Below are 20,503 nucleotides of genomic sequence, written 5' to 3'. Positions count from 1 at the left end.
CCAGCAAAAAGCCTCCGACGATGCGGAGGGCTCTGCCTGACCTCTTATTAATTATGCTTTTTCAACATTAAAATACTTGGCCTGCGGATGGCTGAACACCATCGCGGACACGGAAGCTTCTGGCTCCATCATAAAGCCTTCCGTCAGTTCCACACCAATGTCCTCAGGCTGCATCAGCTTGAAGAGTGGCCCCTGATCTTCCAAATCCGGACAAGCCGGATATCCAAATGAAACCCGTATCCCTTGGTAACGCGCGCCATGACGCTGTTTCATGGTCATGTTCGCCGGATCCGGGAAGCCCCATATATCTCTCATCATATGATGAACCCGCTCAGCTAATCCCTCTGCCACTTCAAGCGCTACAGATTGCAGAGCATGTGATCGAAGGTAATCCCCTTGCTCTTTCCAGGCCGTTGATAGCTCACGTACACCGTGACCGGCTGTTACAACCATGAATCCAACGTAATCCATTTCTCCAGACTCCACTGGCTTCAGGAAGTCCGAGAGACACAGGAAAGGTTCAACCTTTTGCCGCGGGAATGTGAAGGTATGCAGAATGTTGCTTGTATTCTCCGGATCGTAAATGATGATGCTATTGCCGCTGGACTGTGCCGGGAAGAAACGGTACATCGCATGTGCCTGAATAATTCCATCCCGGACAGCTTCTTGCATAATCCCGTCTACAACCGCTTTGAGATCGGTTGCTTTGGGATCACCCGAAGCGAGCAGCTGCTCCACAGAACCACGAAGGCCAAGATGATGACCAAGCAGCATCTGCATGTTTACATACGGTAAAATATGTGACAATGGATAATTACGCAGCGTGTGCCGCTCAAGATCCGGAGGAACTAGAACAGGATTATCGATTGCGATATCCGACCGTTCGACTCGCGTTAGCTCCGGCAGCGGTTTAACCGTTTCTGCACTGGAAGCGTCTGCTTCTTTTTCAGCCTCCATCTCCAGCTGCATGACTTCACGGGAAGCCGGGTTCATCAGCTTGTTTGCCAGATCCAGACCGTCCATGGCGTCTTTTGCATATACAACCATTCCGTCATACTCTGGACGAATCCGGTTTTTGGTGAATTTGCGCGTAAGTGCTGCTCCACCCACCATGATAGGTACATCGATACCCGCTGTACGCAAATCTTGTGCAGTGACGATCATCTGCTGTGCTGATTTGACGAGCAAACCGGACAGACCAATCGCATCCACTTTTTCTTCTCGATATGCTTCTATGATTCGTTCTGGTGGTACTTTTATACCCAAATTAATGATTCGGTAACCGTTATTGGATAGGATAATCTCCACCAGGTTCTTACCGATGTCGTGCACATCACCCTTAACTGTTGCCAGAATGATTTTACCCTTCACCGATGTTTCATTCTTCTCCATAAATTGTTCCAGATAAGCAACTGAAGCCTTCATTACTTCCGCGCTCTGTAAAACCTCGGCAACGATCAGCTCGTTGTTGTTAAACAGTCGCCCTACTTCTTCCATCCCTCGCATAAGTGGCCCATTGATGACTTCAAGCGCTGAGTATTTGGCAAGAGCCTGTTCCAGATCTGGCAACAATCCCTCTTTGCTGCCTTCGACAACATAAGAGGCCAGACGCTCTTCTAATGAAAGATTCGAAATCTTTTCTTTCTTCTCAACCTTTTTGTTACGGAATGCCGCTACGAATGCAGCGAGTGTTTCATCATTCGTATTATAGAGCAGCTCTTCCGACAATCTGCGTTCTTCCTCTGGGATGGAAGCATAACGTTCCAGTTTCTCCGTGTTTACAATCGCGTAATCAAGTCCGGCCTTCGTACATTCATACAAGAACACAGAGTTCAGGACTTCCCGGCCAGCTTCAGGCAATCCAAATGAGATGTTACTGATACCCAGAATGGTATGACACTCAGGCATGGCTTCCTTAATAACCCGAATACCTTCAATGGTTTCCTTGGCAGAACCGATATACTGCTCATCCCCGGTACCAACAGGGAACACCAATGTATCAAAAATCAGGTCTTCTGCCTTCAATCCGTACTTGTTCACCAGCAGATCGTATGAACGCTTGGCAACTTCCAATTTATCTTCCCGACTGATTGCCTGTCCACGTTCATCAATCGTACCAACTACAACGGCTCCGCCATATTTGTGGATAAGAGGAGTCACAAGCTCGAATTTCTCTTCCCCATCCTCAAGGTTAATGGAGTTAATTATCGCTTTACCTTGGGAGTACTGAAGTGCAAGATCAATAACCTTTGCATCGGTTGTATCAATCATCAGCGGAACTTTTACTTTTTTGACGACCAGTTCGAGGAATTTTTCCATATCCTCAGCTTCTTCGCGGTCCGGATCCTGCACACAAACGTCGACAACATGTGCACCATTTTTCACCTGTGCCCGTGCAATTTCGGAAGCTTCCTCATATTTTCCTTCAACGATCAAGCGCTTGAATTTCCGAGATCCAAGCACGTTGGTCCGTTCACCAACCATATACGGACGATTGTCCTGCTCTATATATACCGGATCAATACCGGATAATGCAGGCGGATGTGTTCCGTTCATTTCTCTTGGGGGGTACTTGGCAAGCGTATCACGCATCGCCCGAATATGTGCTGGAGTTGTTCCGCAACAACCACCGGCGATGTTTAACCATCCCTGTTCGGCAAACGCTCCAATTTTCTGAGCGAGTGAATCAGGTGACTCATGATAATTACCATTTTCATCGGGCAGACCCGCATTCGGGTAACAGCTGACTGCTACTGAAGCCATTCCGGAAAGAGAACGAATATGGTCACGCATGAACTCCGGGCCTGTAGCACAGTTTAGTCCCACTGAAATTGGGTTAAGGTGTTCTAGGGATATATAAAAGGATTCGATGTTCTGACCCGCAAGAGTTGTGCCCATCGGTTCTATTGTCCCAGAGATCATCAAAGGGAGCTTAATTCCGCTCTGCTCAAATGCTTGCTGGATACCAATGCTGCCTGCTTTGACATTGAGAGTATCCTGCGAAGTTTCAAGCAGTAGCGCGTCAACGCCTCCCTCAATTAAAGCGAGCGCTTGCTCGGAATAACTGTCGATGAGCTCCTGGAACGTTACGCCACCCGTAACCGAGAGCGTCTTCGTTGTAGGTCCCATCGCACCTACCACATACCTTGGAGAATCTGGAGTCGAGAAGCGATCTACCGCAGCTCTCGCAATTCGAGCAGCTTCGAGGTTAATCTCGCGAGCACGATCCTGGATGTCATATTCGGCCAATACAACCGAAGTAGCTCCAAATGTATTGGTTTCGATTAAATCTGCACCAGCTTCCAGATATTCTTCATGAATGCGCTGGATGAGTTCTGGACGTGTAAGTACCAACATTTCGTTACATCCATCCAGATCATCTCCGCCAAAATCTGCACCAGTGAGATCAACTTGTTGAATCATGGTCCCCATCGCACCGTCGAGGATTAATATTCGTTGTTTTAATGCATCATGTAGACTAAGCTTATCCAATATCTTCACCCCCGCAAAACGTTAAATCTTAGTTTAACAGAAACTTACTTATTGTGAAAGATCGGTTTTATTCAGCTGTATGGCGGGTTTCAGACGATCAAGGTCGAATTTGCGAATCGACAAAAAGGTAGACATCCGATATAATATCTATTAAACCAAGTGGAAAAGAGGGAAAGAACATGGCTGAAATTGTTATCAGAAATACGAACGAACGTATCACTGGAGACGAAAATGTTCGAAATTTCTTGGACAAATATGAAGTACTTTATGAAAAATGGGACGCATCCAAATTAAGTGCTGAATTACAAAATAACTTTGGATTGACTGATGATCAAAAAAATCAGGTTCTAGAAACCTACGATTATGAAATCAAAGACCTCGCTGCACGTCGCGGATATCAGATCTGGGATGTCATCACCCTCTCTGAACAAACGCCAGATATCGAAGAGAAATTGGCCAAGTTCGAAGAAATCCACACACATGCCGAAGATGAAATCCGTGCTATTGTAGCGGGTAAAGGGATCTTTGTTATCAAAGGCACAGATGATGTAGGCTACTTTAATGTAGAATTGTCTCCTGGAGACGTCATTTCCGTACCCGAAAACACACCGCATTTCTTCACTTTGATGGAGAACAAACAGATTATTGCTGTTCGTCTCTTTATTGAAAAAGACGGTTGGGTTGCTGACCCATACCCGGATCCTACTTTTATTAAACAGGCGTAATCTTATATTAATGATATCTTTCATTCAACAAACCCCTGTCCATTTGAACAGGGGTTTGTTGCAGTTTGGATCATTATACAACATTAGATTGATTATATAAAATAATGTGGATACTTTGCTTTGACTGTCTCCTGTTCAACGACGACAAGTCTAAGGTGAGCTTCCATCACCTTCATCGCTTGTTCAGTTTGGCGCTCCTTGATGAGCTGGTAGATTTCTTTGTGTTGGGAGATAATAATTTCGGAATTAATGTCTTCGGACAAGCGAAGGATGCGCAGACGATTAAACGGAATATTAAGCTGCTGAAGCATTTTCCATGTTCTCATTTTGCCAGTTCCCTGAAACAGGATCTGATGAAACTCCTCATCCAGTTCATACAGTCGATAGAAGTTCTTCTTATCCATACACACTTCCTGCATGGCGATATTGGTTTCCAATCTAAATTTGAATTCTTCTGCAAATGAGGTACATGCCAGCGCTACAATTTCCTTTTCTATTTTTTCTCGCATAAATCTGCCTTCTTCCACATGCTCCAGATTTATATGTGAGACAATGGTTCCGCTCTGCGGGATAATATCCAAGAGTTCCTCTTCAGCAAGCTTCATGAAAGCTTCGCGAACGGGAGTCCTGCTAACCTCAAGTTCATCCGCTATTTCTTTCTCTGAAATCTTCGTACCAGGCTTCAGCTCAAGGTGCAAAATTCTTTCTTTTATCAGCTCGTATGAATAAGCCCGGGTCGAACCTCTAATCTTTTGATTAAGTGACATTCCTTAACCTCTTCCTCTCAGCCGTATTCATTCATCTTAGCATAAATTGCCGCTTCACTAAAATGAGCTCAGCGAAACGGCAATCGATTAAACTTTGTCTATCATGCTACTGCTGTTTGTTCTCTTTATACTTTTTGTACGTATCGTTGGAAATCTGCAAGTACTGAGACAACCCTTGTCCTTCCAGTTCTTTTACGAAAGCATCGAACTCGTCAAGACTGCGTTCACCCAGAATAAATTTAAGGGTATTTTGGTCCGAGTAGTCCTTAAGTGGAGTACTAAGCAATGTCACCTGTTCACGGTCAAGATCTGAATACGGGATTGGAGGTTCAGCAGGAATAACTTCCTTGGTATCCTTCATGTCCTGCTGGAATTTCAATTCTTCTTCACTAAACATGGAGTGCAGCAGATCAGTTGTTCCACCATAAGCAAACACACCACCAGAGAAACCGTAATCAATACGCAGATCTTTTGTGCCTTTAGGATTCAATCCATTATAGTTCACATCATCCGCAAGCTTGCGAACCCCATCCTGTTTCGTGTAGTTCTCTCCTTCAACTCCCCATTTGGTGAATTCCTGTCCTTCATCGCTGTAGTATAACCAGTCAATAAATTGCATTGTTGCTTTGAAGTTTTCACTATCTTTGATTTTACCGGAAATCATGACACCGTTTTCAAGTCTCGATCCAGACATTAATTGACCCTTTGGACCACCTGGAACCGTAATTTTGGCAATGGAGAATTTTCCTTCGCCCAATGTTTTATTCATATCATTGCGATGCAGTACTACCGTTTGAGAGTTACCGTTAATGATAAACGATTTGCCAGAGACAAATTTTTGTATCGCTTGATCATCGTCTTGAGTTAAACTTTCCTTGTCCAGCAACCCTTCTGACACCAGTTTGTTAAAGTATGTCAGCATCTCTTTGTACTCAGGTGTAGTGGATGTATATACGAATTCATCCTTGTCTTCCTTATACGTTAGACCATTGCCGAAGCCCCAACCGCCCTTTGTTCCAAAACCAGCAGCGGCAATATTTAACGTACTGTTAAATTCAAATCGGTCCGAGAAAGGGATCGAATCTGGATAGATCTCTTTCAACTTCTTGGCAGCATCATATAATTCATCCCATGTCGTTGGAATAGGAATATTGTTTTCCTCGAAGACATCTGTTCTAACAATCAGTGTATAGTCTGGCCATACTTCTTCATGCAAACCAGGGAGAACATAATACTTCCCGTCTTCCTGACGGAGACCCTCCAGTTCATCCTCAAGCCCCCACTTCTCTACCTTGTCCTTGAAATTAGGCATCAAGTCAACATAATCACTTACTGGTAAAACGGCACCGGATGATACAAAGGCAGATTCTTCTCCCGGATAGGTTTTAGGGATAACAAGAGGTGCATCTCCTGAACTGATCAAAAGAGATCTTTTCTGAGGATAATCGGACATCGGTACGATGGTAGGATCCAATGTCACACCAGTCAGCTCAGTAATTTTCTGGAACAGCAACCAATCTTTCTTGTATGGATATGCTGGCTGATCACTATAAAGTATGGATAAGTTAAACGGCTCTGAGGCTTTAAACGTCTCACCGACACTGTATGACTCCATAGCCCCTTTGGATTCCGGTTCTGCTTTCTCTGTTCCCGCTCCGCTGCTGCATGCTGCCAAAACGACACTCATCATTGTTGCCAAAACCATCTTGCCTACAAGCTTGCGTGGTCTCTTCTTCATTCCTTTGTCCCCCTGCATGTGGTTTAGATTGGCCTTGCGTCTTAGAGATGTTAACTATATGCACTTGGAATTACTGCTTGACAGATCCCAACATGATACCGGTTACAAAGTATCTTTGCACAAACGGATAAATCGTAAGTATTGGCAGAATCGTCAGTACCATTGTTACCGACTTGATATTAGCAGAGATTTGAGTCAAATTATCAGCCGACGCTCCAGCAGAAGCTCCTCCTGTTGCACCCGCAATCATATTGCGCAAATAAATCGTCACAGGGAACAGCTCTTTTTTGTCGAGATACAGGAAAGCCGGAAACCATGAGTTCCAGTGACCCACTGCATAAAACAGAACCATTGTAGCCATTACAGCCTTACTTAGCGGCAATATGATACGAAGTAAAATACCATATGTGTTCAAACCATCGATGGCTGCAGCTTCCTCCAGCTCCTCGGGCATGTTCTCGAAAAATGATTTCATAATTAACATGTTATAAATACTGATTGCTCCAGGTACAACCAACGCCCACATCGTATTATTCATGCCAAGGGAATTAATCAAGACGTAGTTTGGAATCAATCCGCCACTGAAAAACATAGTGAACACGGCAAACATCGTCCAGAACTTGCGTCCCATTAATCTCTTTTTGGAGATCGCATACGCGAAAATGGTTGTCATGAACATGGATATCAACGTACCTACCACAGTGTAGATAATCGTATTTTTGTAATTGGTCCAGAACATGCTGTCACGCGAGATTGTCTTGTAGGTTTCCACATTAAAACCTCGTGGGATGATGCTGACTTTCCCGGAATTGATATAGGATTCACTACTAAAAGATTGTGCAACGACATTCAGGAATGGATAGAGTGTGATAAACACCACGAGCAACAAAAAGATGGTGTTAAATACTTTGAAGACTTTGTATGATTTTGATTCCTGCATGTTACCCCTCCTTTACCACAAGCTTCGTTGTGTTAGTCTGCGTGAGATTGCATTAACCGAGAATACCAAGATCAGTCCGATGAGTGATTCGAATAATCCAATCGCAGTCGCGTAACTGAAGTTGCTGGATTGCAAACCTACACGATACAGATAAGTGGAAATCACGTCTGATGTATCATAGATAAGTGGATTGTAAAGGAGGAGAATTTTCTCAAATCCGACAGCAAGAAAATTACCCATATTCAGAATTAACAATGTAACGATTGTTGGCAAAATGCCTGGTATGGTTACATGGATTGTCTGTTTCCAGCGATTCGCACCGTCAATCCGTGCAGCTTCATACAAAGAATCATCGATCGTAGTTAATGCAGCAAGATACAAAATGGCTCCCCAGCCCATGCCTTGCCAAATTTCAGAAGTAATATAGATTGTTCTGAACCATTCGGCACGCTGCATAAAAGGAATGTTGTCTCCAGTAAAGAATGAAACCAAGCCATTGATTGATCCATTCACTGCCGTTAATTGCAAAATCATACCGGCTACGATAACGATCGATAAGAAATGCGGTAGATAGGATGCAGTCTGAACAAACTTTTTGAAGCGTTTACTTTTTACTTCATTCAAAAGTAGAGCAAAGATAATGGGAACCGGGAAAGTGAAGAGTAAGGCAAGTCCACCCAGCATCAGTGTATTTCCAAATACTTTCCAAAACGTTGGATCCTGAACGAACATCTGAAAATACCTTAACCCAACCCAAGTTTCACCAAAAATGCTGCCTCCCGGTACAAATCTTCTAAAGGCGATCACATTACCAATCATCGGTCCGTATTTAAAAATAATCAGATAGATCACTGGAAGTATTAATAGTGAATACAGCTGCCAATCTTTGCGGAGTAAGGCTCCAGCCGTTCTTAACCTGCTTTCTTTCCGTAATGAGGTCATCGTAAGCGTGGTTTTAGCAGTTTCTGACTTCATATCTGATTCACTCCGATCAAATAAACTTGATAAAATCAAAAGTACTTCATGACAACTCCCATCTTCTCTTCTTTCTACCGAAGACCTTACAGAAATTTCACCCCCACTGCATAATAGACATTTGGTAATGTAAGCGATATCAATTTAAACTAATGTTAATGGATACACTTAGGTTCATATTGTGATCTTATTGCTCAATCTCACGGGTACCTGTTGTATTCCAAAATTAATATTTCCCAAAACTATGTAAAGCGCTTACAATGTAAATAAAAATAATAAAGCAATAGCTCCTGATTCCAAAACCTGGATATGTCAAAAGATAACTGCTTTAGATAATTTCCATACTAGTCATACTAGTATGTTAGTTATATAATAAAACAGCAGTTCTTACATTTCAATACCTTTTTTTATTATTTTTGATATTTCCTCAATACGCTGTTGTTTTAAAGTTTTCAACCAAACAAAAAACATTGATAACCGATGAATGATTTTGCATCATTCACCGAGAGTATCAATGTTTTAAACTGAAATATTGTTGAATTATGAATTAATCAGAAATTAGAGATGATACGTTCTAATTCTGATAAGTGCTTAATCTCATGGTCAGGTACATACGACTCCGAGTTTACTTTGTTCTCACGATTAATCCAGACAGACTGAATTCCAGCTGACAAAGCTCCGCGGATATCGGTCGTAAGTTTATCTCCTACCATCAAGCCTTCTTCTGGTTTCACTCCAAGTTTGCTGAGTGCATGTTCAAAGATAGACGGATCCGGTTTTCCTTTTCCAAAAGAACCCGAGATGATGATCTCATCGAAGAAAGGAGCCAGTTCAGGCACACCATCCAACTTCTCTTGTTGCAGAGCAGGACAACCATTCGTTAAGAGCAACAGTTTGAATTTCCCTTGCAAGTGACGTAGTGTGTCCATCGTTTCCTCATACACATGAGGTCTGGATCTGCGCTCTGCTCCGAATTGTGAAGCAAGACGCTCAGCCAAATCTTCACGGTCCACTCCTAGCTTCAATAAGCCACGACGCCATGACTCCTTACGATATACAGGGGCAAGCTGTTCCAATTGACGGAATTCCGGCTGATCACCACCTGTAAAATTAGCCCATAGTCCTTCAAACGGATTGATGCCAATCATTTTGGTGAATGGAAAGGTTTCATAAGATTCATATAAACTACGAGCTTCATTACGAACAGCTTCTTCCAGTTCCTCAGCATTAATGCCGGTTTCTTGCGAAGCGATCAGGCAAGTTTCATGGAACGCTTCCCGCACACTGCGCTCATCCCACAACAAAGTATCATCCAGGTCGAACAAAATCGCTTTTAATGCCATTCCGGTCATCTTCCCCTTTGTGAATAATTACTTTTTCTCGTCTGTTTCCACAGTAATCTGATGTGCTTTGGCAAATTTCAGAAGTCGTTCAGAAATGGCATCTGTGTCATAGCGGTTCAGCAGTTTAGTGAACACCCATCTTTTTCCACGGCTGTTATGCTCGATAACTACCGTTCCCTGCTCAAATCTAAACTTAACGATGTCATCTACTCCAATGGAGCGTTCCCGATTCCCTTTGGTTGTTATAATCCGGTTGCTACCGATTTTAATGTATGGACGACGAAGCATAAAAATCACAGCCAAAAATACATACAAAAGCATCGTTACCCAGTCCCATGTTGTCATCGGAGCTTTAACAAGAAATGTGCTCATAAACAGATACAAAAACGCAAGTCCAATGAGGAAAATAGGAAACAGAAGACTGCGTCCTTTGAAAATGTCCTCACCGGGCGTACCCGAAATCGGTTGACCATTTTTTTTGCGTTGCTGATTCAACTGCTTTGAATTTTTCCGAACCGTTCTCTCGAACGAACGAGCCATGAGAATCCCCCTTATGTCATCTTTGTATCGGCTTACAAAAATCGTAAACCGACATTCCCCCTATAAATTTGCATTCTCAAAATAAAAGGAAGAAACCTAAATATCATAATGATATCTTTAGGTTTCCTTAGTGTTTGAGTTTGCCTTGGTGGCCTTGATCTTTCTCATCATCTACAATTTCAATGGAATCCAGTTGCTGTCTGAAGTTGCTGCGGATGTTGTTTAAGTAAATTTCTCTAAGTTTAGCACGTTCGGCAAGTTCTTCCTCTGAAAGTCCAGTGGACTTTTGTTTACGAGCCAATTCGTTAATGCGTGCTACCAGGCTATCTATATCCAATCTTGTCCCCTCCAAAAATACAAAGTCATACTAACTTTGACATGATCGAGGCGGCTTGTCAAGGCTGCTACTTACTCGCTCGAATGAATCATGGTATTAACGTGTAAACTGAGGCAAAATTAGGACTTGTCCAGCTTGAATTGAAGTGGTTTGAAGCTGATTCACTTTCTTAATTGCTTCTATATATACACGCGTATCCATATTTTCCGGTTTATGTTCCAATGACACGCTCCACAGCGTCTCGCCCTGGGACACTGCTATTTTGCTGCCAGGAAGAACATTATTCTCGTCTCCTGCAAACACAGTCAATACAGTGCTGCAGCCAATAAATATAATTAACGATGCCATAATCATCTTCAACATCCATGTTGGCATCTTAGCTTTTGCAAACCAGTTCTTAAAGTTACCTATGTTAGACTTGACCGCTTCCGAGTTCACCGGTTCATAAATACTTTGATAAGTGGAATATCTCATAATTAATCGTCCTCCAAACGTTTGTTCCTATCTGTTAAAATCAATATAACACGAACACTTGTTTTGTACAACAGATTTTTAGAACAATTGTTCGCTTTATTTTAAACCCCTTATTTCCCGAAAGTTTCTAGGTGAATTCAAATCAAATACTACTATTCTATTCAATTGATGCACTAGACAAAGAAATCACTCAAAAACATTGGTTTTAACGGATTTTATTTAGAACTTATGTTTGTACGAACGGAGGTTCTATGTTATAATTTTCCCAAACGTTACTAAAATGGGGTTGATACGGTATGTCGAAGATATCCAGCAGGCAGCAAGCTATTCTGGAGTTTATACGCAATGAAGTCCGGTTGAAGGGATATCCTCCTTCCGTACGTGAGATTGGAGAAGCGGTTGGACTGGCTTCCAGTTCTACGGTTCATGGACATCTGGACCGCTTGGAGAAGAAAGGTCTCATTAGACGTGACCCTACTAAACCGAGAGCCATTGAGTTGTTAAGCCAGGAGGAATCAGAACACTCCCATCAGTTTGCACACAGTGTTGCTCGCATTCCCGTCGTAGGTAAAGTCACTGCAGGGGTACCAATTACCGCAACTGAGAACATCGAGGATTACTTCCCGCTACCGACACATTATGTTGGAGAACAGAAAGTATTTATGCTCTCTGTTGTTGGTGACAGTATGATCGAAGCAGGGATCGTCAATGGAGACTACGTTATCGTGCGCCAGCAGCAAACAGCAGATAACGGAGATATTGTCGTTGCGATGACTGAAGATGACGAAGCTACAGTTAAAACATTCTACAAAGAGAAAGACCACATTCGTCTACAGCCTGAGAATGCAACATTTGAACCACTTCGTTTAAAACATGTTAGCATTTTGGGTAAAGTGATTGGCCTTTTCCGTGATATTCACTAGTCTTTCTTCCAACAGCAAGTCAGATGAACCGTAACGACTAAAAGAGGTTGCCCTGTTCAACAGGACAACCTCTTTTTTTGCTATTCAGTCGGCTTTGCTGACTTCCATTTCTTATCGTTTAAGAATGCTTTTGTGATGGGAGAATACTTCAAAGCTTTGTTGACCATGATAAGACCCCATACCACTCTCTCCTACACCGCCAAACGGTAAATAGTGTGAAGTCATATGTGACAACGTATCATTGATGCACCCTCCACCGAAGGATACTTGTTCCAAAACCTGATTCTGGAGCTCCTCATTCTGCGTGAACAGGTAAAGTGCCAGCGGTTTAGGACGTCGCACAATCTCAGTGAGCAGAGGATCGAGATCATCGTAAGTCATTACCGGAAGAATTGGACCAAATATCTCTTCCTGCATAACAGGTGAACCCCAATCCACATTTCCTACCAAGGTAGGTTCAATTAGCAGTTGATCACGATCAGAGCGACCACCAATCAGAGCATGACCACCTTCTAAGAAAACAGATAGTCGATGAAAGTTACGTGTGTTGACGATATGCGGAAAATTAGGATTTCCCATGACATCCTTACCGAATTTATCTTGAATCTCCGTGTCAATCTCTTCAAGTAGTTTATCATGTACGTCTTGATGTACAAGCAAGTAATCCGGAGCAACGCAGGTCTGACCAGCATTCAAGAACTTGCCACGAACGATCCGCTGGGCTGCCAACTGCAAATCCGCGTCTTTATGAACAATTACAGGGCTTTTACCACCCAATTCAAGCGTCACGGGGGTTAGATGCTCAGCTGCTGCTTTCATGACGATGCGGCCAACACCTGTGCTGCCCGTGAAGAAAATATAATCAAACCTCTCTTTCAACAAGGCTGTGCTGGTTTCGACTTCACCTTCCATGACCGCTACATATTCCTCAGGGAAAATATCCGTAATCAGATCATACGTCAGACGTGACACTGCCGGCGTCAATTCAGAAGGCTTAATAACAGCACAGTTACCCGCCGCAATTGCTCCAATCAAAGGACCAAAGGCCAATTGGAACGGATAGTTCCATGGTGCAATAATAAGAGCAACTCCATAAGGTTCTGGATAGATCGTGCTTGTACCATCAGGTATAACAGCACTTGTAGGCACTACTCTAGGAGCCGCCCATTCCTTAAGATGTTCTAGTGCAAAATCCAGTTCACCCAAAACGATGCGAATTTCAGAGTTATATGCCTCTGTTTCCGATTTATTCAAATCTGCATGCAGTGCGTCCAAGATCCGTTGCTGATATTTCTCTATCCCTTGTCTTAGTTGCTGAAGAGCATTAATCCGATACTCGATATTTTTAGTTTGTCCTGTATAAAAGAATGCCCGCTGATTTGCAACGAGTTGTTTCGCTTGATCCATATTAACATCTCCAATTAATGATTTAAAATTAAATTGCTAAAAATATAATTGAATTATAACTTGTTTATATGAAATTATCAACATATTGAAATATCTTTTCTTTGGAAAATATGTATCTTCTCTCTTCCTATTATATGTATACTATTTAACGTTGCTATTTTTTAAGAATATTACACACCGCTGTCCCATTATGTTATCCATCAAAAAAAGCCCTTGGCGCTATTGCGCCAAGGGCTCTCCATACTAGTACAGCGTGATATATTGATCGCGTTCCCATTGGTGGACTTGTGTACGGTACATATCCCACTCAATTTCTTTCAGCTCGTAGAAGTGAGCCAGGGCATGATCGCCAAGTGCATCACAGATGACTTCGCTACGGATCAATTCGTTCAAAGCTTCTTTCAGGTCAGCTGGCAAGCTTGGAATGCCTTCTTCCACACGCTCTTCTTCTGACATGATGTAGATGTTACGGTCAATTGGAGCTGGTAAGGAAAGCTCACGTTTGATTCCGTCCAAACCTGCTTTCAATAAAACAGCCAAAGCCAAGTAAGGGTTAGCAGCCGGATCCGGGTTACGAACCTCAACACGTGTACTCAGACCACGGGAAGCTGGGATACGGATCATTGGGCTACGGTTACTTGCGGACCATGCTACATAACAAGGTGCTTCATAACCTGGTACAAGACGTTTGTATGAGTTCACAGTTGGGTTAGTAATTGCTGCAAATGCACGCGCATGCTTCAGAGTTCCAGCCATGAAGTGACGTGCAGTTTTGCTCAGACCCAGCTCGTCCGACTCGTCAACGAATGCGTTCACTTTGCCTTGGAACAAAGATTGGTTACAGTGCATACCGGAACCGTTCATACCAAACAGCGGTTTCGGCATAAAAGTAGCATGTAGACCATGCTGACGTGCAATCGTTTTAACAACGAGTTTGAACGTTTGGATCTGGTCTGCTGCTTTTAGAGCATCAGCATATTTAAAGTCGATCTCATGCTGACCTGGAGCTACCTCATGGTGCGAAGCTTCGATCTCAAAGCCCATTTCTTCAAGTGTGATAACGATGTCGCGACGACAGTTTTCACCAAGATCCGTAGGTGCAAGGTCGAAATATCCACCTTGGTCGTTCAGTTCATTAGTTGGGTTTCCTTTTTCATCTGTTTTGAACAAGAAGAATTCTGGTTCGGGACCGACGTTGAAAGAAGTGAATCCCATTTCTTCTGCTTCCTTGAGGTTTCGTTTCAAGATACCACGTGGATCTCCTGGGAACGGATTACCATCCGGAAGATATACGTCACAAATCAGACGAGCAACACGGTTCTCTGCTACCCATGGGAAAATAAGCCAAGAATCTAGATCTGGATAGAGGTACATGTCGGACTCTTCAATACGTACATAACCTTCGATGGAAGATCCATCGAACATCATTTTGTTATCCAGAGCCTTAGTCAACTGGCTCACAGGAATCTCAACGTTTTTGATAGCTCCAAGCAAATCAGTAAATTGCAATCGAATGAATCGTACGTTTTCTTCTTTCGAAATGCGGAGAATGTCTTCTTTTGTATAACTCACTATAACCTCTCCCTTTCTTATCTGCGTATTTGGCTTGCCTGTTATATTTGTACATTAGAAAGTTCCACGGGTCAAGGAGTCTGCCATCACAACTGCATGGTTTCCCTCACTCGCCAAGTTATGCGAACTTACTTTTTATTAAAAAATCGAGAAAGCTCTCCCTGAATGAGAGATACTTGACCAGGTCTCTTACCCGAAACCAGTTGTTGCTTCAATAAACGGTGCAGCTGTGTATCCGACAGTTCCCTGCGCTTCACTTCTGTATCTGCGGTGATGACTGTCGCTTCTTCGGATTCCTTGGATACTGGATTCATAACCTGCTTGATGCCAGCAATGTTAACGCCTTTTTCAATCAGAGCCTTGATTTCCAGCAATCGTTCTACGTCGTTAAAGGAAAACAAACGTTGGTTACCTGATGTTCTTGCCGGTACAATCAAGCTGTGTTGCTCATAATATCGAATCTGACGAGCGGACAGATCCGTAAGTTTCATAACAATACCTATCGGGAATAAGGCCATATTTCTGCGAATTTCGTCACCCATGTTCATCAACCTTCCAGTCATCTATTCTTCACCCTATTGTACATTTAGTTATTACCAAGTGTCAATGACGTGTTAGATAAACTCACAATAATTTACGATCTTTCATTGTTTGGAGCGCCATCAAAACGCCATATTTAACATGAGAGTATGTTAATCCCCCCTGCATGTAGCCGATATATGGCTCTCGGATAGGTGCATCCGCTGACAACTCCAGGCTTCCGCCCTGTATAAACGTACCTGCCGCCATAATGACGGGATGTTCATAACCAGGCATGTCCCATGGCTCAGGAACGACATGACTATCTACTGCAGCAGCCCGCTGAATTCCCTGTACAAAAGCGATCAGATGCTCCGCGGAGGAGAACTGCACAGCTTGGATCAGATCTGTGCGTGTCTCATTCCAAGCAGGTTTGGTTACAAACCCCGAAGCAGCAAACATTGCAGCGGCAAAGGTACTGCCCTTAATGGCTTGTCCCACAATTGTCGGAGCCATGTAAAGTCCCTGGTAGATCCCACGGGTTGTTCCCAACATGGCACCAACCTCACCACCTATGCCAGGTGCAGTCAAACGATATGCTGCCAGTTGTACATACTTTTCCTTCCCGCATATGTAACCCCCGGTTTCAGCAAGGCCTCCGCCAGGGTTTTTGATTAGTGAACCTGCCATCAGATCTACCCCGACCTCTGTCGGTTCGCGTTTCTCAGTAAATTCACCATAACAGTTATCCACGAAAACGATAACATCTTCTTTAATGGCCTTCACCCGTTTTACCATATCTTCTATCTCATCAATACAGAAGGAAGAGCGCCAGTCATATCCACGTGAACGTTGGATACCAATGACTTTGGTTGAAGCAGTAATGTTCCCTTTAACGGCGTCCCAATCGACACTACCATCTGCGAGCAAAGCGGTTTCACGGTATCCTATTCCAAAGTCCCGAAGAGATCCGGTTCCATCCTCCGGACTTCCAATTACTTTGTGCAATGTATCATAAGGTTTACCTGTGATGTATAACAGTTCGTCACCTGGGCGCAGTACGCCAAAGAGAGCGGTAGCAATCGTATGTGTACCTGAGGCAAAATGAGGACGAACTAACGCTGCTTCTGCGCCAAATACGTCCGCATATACTTCATCCAGCACTTCCCGGCCACGATCATTATATCCGTAACCCGTTGATCCGGCAAAATGATAATCACTGACTTGTTTGCGTTGGAATGCATCAATGACCTTCCACTGGTTGTAATCCGTAATACCGTCAATCATTTTCATCTGTTGTTCAATCTGGGCCTCAACTTGCTGTTGCAGCTCCACAATCTGTGTATCCAAGCTTACCATCTTACTTCATTCCCCTTCATTGCACTAATCTAACGCATAATATTGATTATCGTGTCAACTTACCATACCAATATGTCATGTATATTACAATTCAATGAAATCTTCAAGTAAATAACCGAATTTTTCATATTCTCCTTTTTGCAGTTCAACTTGATAGATCACATCGTTTTCTTCAAAAGTTGTTTCAACAACATCTCCTACCTTATAAAGAACGGATGTAAGATCTCCCCGCTCTGCTGGAATACGGAACCGCTTCGTATCGCCCGTCAGCTCTTCCTGAATTCGCTCCCTAATCTTCAGCAGGTCCGCTTCTTCCAGTGCACTTACCTTCATGTGGTCTTTGTCCAAAGGAAGCATTTCCAGCTGCTCCGGTGTACATGCATCTTTTTTGTTATAGAGCACCAATTGAGGCTTGTCCCCGGATCCAAGCTGCTGGAGGATTTCATGCACAGTTCTCATCTGATCTTCCCGCATTGCCGAGGATGCATCCACAACATGCAAAATAAGATCGGCTTCGTTCACTTCTTCCAATGTTGCACGGAAAGCTGCTATCAGATCATGTGGAAGGTTTTGAATAAACCCTACGGTATCCGTAAGTACGATTTCTTTACCGCTTGGAAGCTCCATCGTACGTGAAGTCGGATCCAGTGTTGCAAACAACTGATCCTGAATATATACGTCAGCGGCAGTTAATTGTTTAAGCAATGTTGATTTGCCTGCATTCGTATATCCTACAAGTGCAACCTGTACAATGCCTGTCTTTTTGCGACGCTCGCGGTGAAGTTTGCGGTGGCGTGTAACCTCTTCCAAATGCCGTTTAAGATCATCAATGCGACCCCGGATATGACGGCGATCCGTCTCCAGCTTGCTTTCCCCCGGTCCACGTGTCCCAATTCCCCCTCCAAGCCGGGAAAGGTTTTTGCCATGCCCCGATAATCGTGGAAGCAAATAGCTAAGTTGGGCCAATTCGACCTGAATGATACCTTCTCTTGTATTTGCACGTTGAGCAAAAATATCCAGAATCAATTGGGTACGGTCGATAATTTTGAGATCCAGTGTCTCTTCCAGGTTACGAACCTGAGCTCCGGACAACTCTTGATCGAAGATGGCTGTGGTAGCGCCCAATTCCTCTGCGATGGCACGAAGCTCCTCCACTTTCCCTTTTCCGATAAACCATTTCGTATCCCGGGTTTCACGGTTCTGAGACAACACACTCAGCACTTCAACGCCTGCTGTCTCTGCAAGCTTCACCAATTCCTCCAAAGAATACTCCGGATTAATACCTGAGCGCTTCACTTCATCTGTAATCAAGCTTACTAATACGGCGCGGTCTTTCTTGACTTGATCTGTATCATGGGTTGTTGTCATATTTAATGTGACCTCCTTCTAAAACTCAGCTTCATCTATTACGGTTATTGTTCCCTCACAGCGTACTTTAAGCCGAACCGGTTAACCCGGCCGGCTGCTCCAAAAAAACCATTATCGCTTACTTTCGCTCAAACTTCAAATCCTCTGTCCGAATCGTCATCAGTTCCAATTTTCCCGGACTACCCTGGGTATACTGTTCCAGCAATCGAACAGCCTGATGACGTATGGACCGCTCAATTGCATTTCGAACATACCGAGCATTGCTGAAGGCATGCTGAGATTCATTTTTTTCTTGCAGCAAATGCTGCTTCAACTTCAGGATAGTTTGTGGCATTAAAATATAGTCTCGCTCTTTTGCCATAATCTCTGAAATCTGTATCAACTGATCTATACTGTAATCCGGAAATTCAACCTGGATAGGAAATCGGGATGGTAATCCCGGATTGGTCTGCAGAAAGAAATCAATTTCTTCAGAGTATCCTGCCAGAATCAAAATGAATTGATTTTTGTGATCTTCCATGGATTTTACAAGTGTATCAATAGCTTCCTTGCCAAAATCCTTCTCGCCACCGCGAGCCAAACTGTATGCCTCGTCGATAAACAAGATGCCTCCAAGTGCCTTTTTCACCAGATCACGGGTTTTCTGTGCCGTATGTCCAATATACTCTCCGACCAGATCGGCCCGCTCCACCTCAATAAGATGACCTTTACTGAGCACGCCCATCTTTTGGAACAGCTTTGCCACAATCCGCGCAACCGTTGTTTTTCCGGTCCCTGGATTTCCTTTGAAAATCATATGATACACATGTGCTCCACTGATTAGCCCTGCCTCAGAACGCATCTGGGCGATTTGCAAAAATGCATAGATTTCAAATACGAGATCCTTGATGTTTTCCAGCCCAACTAACTGCTCCAGCTCACCTTGAATCTCCTGAAAATGGCTATGCTTAGCTAATCCCTTTACTGCCTGAAGTGGTGTCTCCTCTTCCTTGGCCAACATCTGAGGCTCCTGGTTGCGCAATACAACATTAATTTGTCTGGATGGTCTGCCTCCCGGTTGCCCTCCTGCAGCCATGACCCGTCCGTTCATTCGCCATCACCTCTATTTTATCGGGCTGATCTCTCCTGATTATTAATGTATTCTATCAGATGCTCCAATATTAGAAGGATGGCGAAGTAATTCTCTGCTTGGTCAAAACTCAGATTTGAACGTTTTTCCGAAACTCTCCGTTTTCAAACAAGGTTTGCCGATGCTTCAATGATAGTTGAAAATAAGGAAACACATGAGCATCAATGGCATGCAGCAATTCCTTGGCCGTTCGGTTAGCCAGATCATAATCACCGGTTGTAATATGCTTACGCGAAAGGGCGTCTTCAAGCTCATCTTCATCCAGCAAAAATACCTCTCCATCTTTCAGGACGACTACATCCAGATAGAGATCATCAAACCAAGGAACCCCCTGATCCGTGATACCCTGGCTTCGACAGGTGTCAATGTACCATTCAACGATCCGTTCCTGATCGTCAAACATGGCCGTTACCACGAAGTGCTCTCCCTTCGGATAATACTGCAACCATGAATATCCTTTATCGGCGATGCAGAACGTACTCCCCCCATAGGTTTTCCACAAGGGTTCTTTCAAATCCTGTATGGTATACAACGTAATGTAACCCGTAAAAACTTTGGATTGTACGAACCGGCATGTAAATTGTCGGTTCGTAATCCGGCGCCAGTTCGCGCGGTCCCCGAATTTCCGTTTCATACGAACCCCTCTTTGCCGACTACAGGTCCTTGACCTGTTTCTCATATTGGTGAACACTGAATAACGTCCGCATATCCGATTCCATGACTTACGAATCAGTTTTGCACAACGTATTACGATAGCTACAGCTTACCATATTTAAGTTATACACTCAAAATTAAGCGTTGCCACACCAATTACTCAATATGAATTGAGTTAAAATACGGCAGTTTAAAACAAAAAAACCTGCTTCACCGATCATTCGGGAAGCAGGTTATGAGC

The 20,503-nt window shown here is 43.5% G+C and carries 18 protein-coding genes; 2 read left to right on the top strand and 16 right to left on the bottom strand.

Annotation, left to right across the window (positions count from 1 at the left end):
• Positions 1 to 51: 51 nt before the first annotated feature.
• Positions 52 to 3,492 carry a methionine synthase gene (gene metH, locus MH144_RS00480; RefSeq protein WP_239296291.1) on the bottom strand — a complete coding sequence of 1,147 codons (3,441 nt, stop codon included), beginning with the start codon at positions 3,490 to 3,492 and terminating at the stop codon, positions 52 to 54.
• Positions 3,493 to 3,671: 179 nt separating this feature from the next.
• Between metH and MH144_RS00475 the strand changes: the two genes are divergently transcribed.
• The gene (locus tag MH144_RS00475) at positions 3,672 to 4,217 is read left to right on the top strand and encodes a cupin domain-containing protein (protein WP_239296289.1); all 546 of its coding nucleotides are present in this window, start codon (positions 3,672 to 3,674) and stop codon (positions 4,215 to 4,217) included.
• 92 nt (positions 4,218 to 4,309) lie between these two features.
• Here the strand turns inward: MH144_RS00475 and MH144_RS00470 are convergent, their stop codons facing one another.
• The 8 genes from MH144_RS00470 to MH144_RS00435 form a co-directional block, all read right to left on the bottom strand.
• A complete protein-coding gene (locus MH144_RS00470; protein ID WP_239296278.1) occupies positions 4,310 to 4,984 on the bottom strand; it encodes a GntR family transcriptional regulator in 675 nt (224 codons plus the stop codon).
• Positions 4,985 to 5,090: 106 nt separating this feature from the next.
• Positions 5,091 to 6,722 (bottom strand): ABC transporter substrate-binding protein, encoded by a 1,632-nt coding sequence (locus MH144_RS00465; protein WP_239296276.1) that lies wholly within the window; start codon positions 6,720 to 6,722, stop codon positions 5,091 to 5,093.
• Between the two features lie 70 nt (positions 6,723 to 6,792).
• Positions 6,793 to 7,662 carry a carbohydrate ABC transporter permease gene (locus MH144_RS00460; RefSeq protein WP_183518968.1) on the bottom strand — a complete coding sequence of 290 codons (870 nt, stop codon included), beginning with the start codon at positions 7,660 to 7,662 and terminating at the stop codon, positions 6,793 to 6,795.
• Between the two features lie 12 nt (positions 7,663 to 7,674).
• Positions 7,675 to 8,604, bottom strand: a complete 930-nt coding sequence (locus MH144_RS00455) for an ABC transporter permease (RefSeq protein WP_481857328.1) — start codon at positions 8,602 to 8,604, stop codon at positions 7,675 to 7,677.
• 584 nt (positions 8,605 to 9,188) lie between these two features.
• Positions 9,189 to 9,980 (bottom strand): HAD family hydrolase, encoded by a 792-nt coding sequence (locus MH144_RS00450; protein ID WP_239296249.1) that lies wholly within the window; start codon positions 9,978 to 9,980, stop codon positions 9,189 to 9,191.
• A gap of 27 nt (positions 9,981 to 10,007) precedes the next feature.
• On the bottom strand, positions 10,008 to 10,520 hold the full coding sequence (locus MH144_RS00445) for a hypothetical protein (RefSeq protein ID WP_095286441.1): 513 nt from the start codon (positions 10,518 to 10,520) through the stop codon (positions 10,008 to 10,010).
• A gap of 127 nt (positions 10,521 to 10,647) precedes the next feature.
• Positions 10,648 to 10,857: a DUF896 domain-containing protein gene (locus tag MH144_RS00440; RefSeq protein WP_095357365.1), complete on the bottom strand. Its 210-nt coding sequence runs from the start codon at positions 10,855 to 10,857 to the stop codon at positions 10,648 to 10,650.
• Positions 10,858 to 10,953: 96 nt separating this feature from the next.
• Complete coding sequence (locus MH144_RS00435; RefSeq protein ID WP_239296247.1) at positions 10,954 to 11,331, bottom strand: LysM peptidoglycan-binding domain-containing protein; 378 nt, start codon at positions 11,329 to 11,331, stop codon at positions 10,954 to 10,956.
• 296 nt (positions 11,332 to 11,627) lie between these two features.
• On the opposite strand from MH144_RS00435, the gene lexA reads away from it, so the two are divergent.
• Positions 11,628 to 12,254, top strand: a complete 627-nt coding sequence (lexA, locus tag MH144_RS00430; protein WP_056689962.1) for a transcriptional repressor LexA — start codon at positions 11,628 to 11,630, stop codon at positions 12,252 to 12,254.
• Positions 12,255 to 12,365: 111 nt separating this feature from the next.
• Here lexA and MH144_RS00425 read toward each other — a convergent pair whose 3' ends face one another.
• The 7 genes from MH144_RS00425 to MH144_RS00395 form a co-directional block, all read right to left on the bottom strand.
• Entirely contained in the window at positions 12,366 to 13,661 is a 1,296-nt protein-coding gene (locus MH144_RS00425; RefSeq protein WP_239296245.1) for an aldehyde dehydrogenase, read from the bottom strand.
• Between the two features lie 243 nt (positions 13,662 to 13,904).
• Entirely contained in the window at positions 13,905 to 15,233 is a 1,329-nt protein-coding gene (gene glnA / locus MH144_RS00420) for a type I glutamate--ammonia ligase (protein ID WP_239296243.1), read from the bottom strand.
• Positions 15,234 to 15,361: 128 nt separating this feature from the next.
• Complete coding sequence (locus MH144_RS00415) at positions 15,362 to 15,775, bottom strand: MerR family transcriptional regulator (protein ID WP_095286436.1); 414 nt, start codon at positions 15,773 to 15,775, stop codon at positions 15,362 to 15,364.
• A gap of 82 nt (positions 15,776 to 15,857) precedes the next feature.
• Complete coding sequence (locus tag MH144_RS00410; RefSeq protein WP_239296232.1) at positions 15,858 to 17,111, bottom strand: methionine gamma-lyase family protein; 1,254 nt, start codon at positions 17,109 to 17,111, stop codon at positions 15,858 to 15,860.
• A gap of 84 nt (positions 17,112 to 17,195) precedes the next feature.
• Positions 17,196 to 18,479 carry a GTPase HflX gene (gene hflX / locus MH144_RS00405; protein ID WP_239296230.1) on the bottom strand — a complete coding sequence of 428 codons (1,284 nt, stop codon included), beginning with the start codon at positions 18,477 to 18,479 and terminating at the stop codon, positions 17,196 to 17,198.
• Between the two features lie 118 nt (positions 18,480 to 18,597).
• Positions 18,598 to 19,569: an AAA family ATPase gene (locus tag MH144_RS00400; RefSeq protein ID WP_095286433.1), complete on the bottom strand. Its 972-nt coding sequence runs from the start codon at positions 19,567 to 19,569 to the stop codon at positions 18,598 to 18,600.
• Between the two features lie 109 nt (positions 19,570 to 19,678).
• A complete protein-coding gene (locus MH144_RS00395) occupies positions 19,679 to 20,242 on the bottom strand; it encodes a ribonuclease FAU-1 family protein (protein ID WP_095286432.1) in 564 nt (187 codons plus the stop codon).
• Positions 20,243 to 20,503 lie beyond the last annotated feature (261 nt).

Source organism: Paenibacillus sp. ACRRY, assembly GCF_022346995.1.
Lineage (GTDB): Bacteria > Bacillota > Bacilli > Paenibacillales > Paenibacillaceae > Paenibacillus.
Note: the sequence above shows the minus strand (reverse complement) of the source record. Positions and strands in the feature narration are given on the sequence as shown.